This is a genomic window from Rhizobacter sp. P2_H2, assembly GCF_056403375.1.
Genome location: NZ_JBFUFP010001015.1, coordinates 1 through 1,946 on the forward strand (window position 1 = coordinate 1; position 1,946 = coordinate 1,946).

At 71.8% G+C, this 1,946-nt stretch carries 1 protein-coding gene; it reads right to left on the reverse strand.

The features are described 5' to 3' along the window. On the reverse strand, positions 1-1,946 hold a 1,946-nt coding region (locus AC1D15_RS29495), incomplete at both ends, for an amidohydrolase family protein (RefSeq protein WP_477828814.1).

Sequence of the window (1,946 nt, forward strand, 5' to 3'; positions counted from 1 at the left end):
TGGTGGTACTGGCCGGCGTTGACCGGCTTCACCGTGTCGCTGCCGAACAGGATGTGCTTGTCGTGCTCGATGATGAAGTCCACCAGCCCCCGGCGCATGCCGGGGTCGCTGAGGTAGGCCTCGGCGACGTCGTTCCACGAGATGTCGAAGCGCACGTTGGGGGCGCGTTGCAATGCCTCCGCCACCTTGCGCAGGTGCACCGGCACCGCGCCGTCGCGACTCGTGTCGGGCCGCACCAGCCGGCCCAGGCCGGTGTGGGCCAGCACGATGTTGGCCTCGGGGAACTGCTCGACCAGGCCCATCAGGTCGTCGAAGTGCTCGTAGGCGGTGCGCGTCGCGGCCGGCCGGTGGTCGTGCGGGTCGAGTGCATGGCGGCCCCAGTCGCAGTGGATCAGCACGCCCAGGCCGGTGTCACTGGCGAACCGCAGGAAGTGCGCCAGCTCCGACGTCTTGATCGAGAACGACTCTTCGCCGAGCAGCACGTCGACCATCTCCTTCTTGATCGTGAGCTCGCCGGCGAACTTGAACACGCCCGGGTGCTGCAGCAGCATCTGCTGCGCATGGTCGGTCGCGTTCGTCTTCGACGGGTCGACGCCGGTCATCGACATGTCGGCCCGTGCGGCGATCGACAGCGCCGCCTGCGCCTTCTCAGCCGCCTTGTCAGCGGCCTTCGGATCGACCAGGCGCAGCTCGGCCTCCCGCTGCTTCATCGCCTGGTACTGCCGCCAGTTCGCGGCGTACTCCTTCGCCACCTCCGCATCCATGCGCCGGCCGGCCCGCATGTTCAACCCGCCGGCGTCGATGCCGGAGTAGTGGCCGGCCCCGCAGTCGCTCATCTGCGGAATCGAGCCGTGCAGGATGCGCGAGGTGCTGGAGGCATGGACCTGCAGCTGGGTCAGCGGGCGCACCGCATGGAAGTAGCGCTCGACCGGGCGCCATTGGCCGTCGATGTCATCCAGCCGGGCACGCGCGGCGCCGCGGTCGCGCCGGTTGGCGGCCCGGTGGTCGTAGCCGCGGTCATGCGCATGCACGTCGGCGATCACGTTCTCCAGCCCGCCCGGCACCTTGCTGCGTTCGACCACGGTGCGGTCGACGGTGAATTCGCCGCGCCGCAGCGGCCGGCCCATCAGCCGCTCGTAGGCGTTGCCGTTCACCGGGAAGCTGTCGTGCACGGCCCGCAGCGTCTTGTCGACCATGCCGCGCACCCGGCGTCCGCGGTTGTCGGACGGGGCCTTCAGCTGCAGACTGGCCGGCAGGTCCGGATAGGCCGGGTGGGCCGCGTCGCTGTACGTCAGCTCGCCGTACACCCGGGCCTCGGCCGGCGTCAGCGCGGCGGGCCCGTCGTCGAGCACGCGGGTGACGCGCTCGCTCGCCTGGTCGAACTTCAGCAGCTCGCCGGCCGCGTGGCGGGTGCTGGCTGGCACGTCGGCCTGCGCCGCCCGCACTGCGGCAGCCGCCCGGTCGGCCCACTTGCCCAGTTTCTTCAGCGCGGCCACCAGCTCGGTCGCCTGCTGCAGGTCGGTGCGCGCCAGCGCGTGGGCCTGCGCCGCATCAAGCGCCTCTTGCGCCACGCGCGTCAACTCGGCTTTCTTCTGCGGCGTGACCTCGGCCGTCGGATCGGCCGCCAGCGTGTCGCGATGCTGCTGCCACGCCCGATCGGCGGCGCGCGCGGTGCGCTGGCGCAGCGTGTCGGTCGTTCGCACCTCGTCGCGCGCCGCGACCAGCGCGGCCCGCGCCGCCTTCAACTGCCCTTTCGTCTCGTCGACGGCGCGGCCGGCCGCGCCGGTGTCCAGCACGCGGCGCACCGCTGGGTCGGCCTCGGGCGCCGCGCCGGCCAGCGCATTGAACTCCTGCAACGCCGCCGAGCCCTCGTCGCGCATCGTCTGCAGCGTCTGCTTCGCGACGGTGACGGCAGCGACCGCCATCAGGTGCCCGTGCCGCATCGC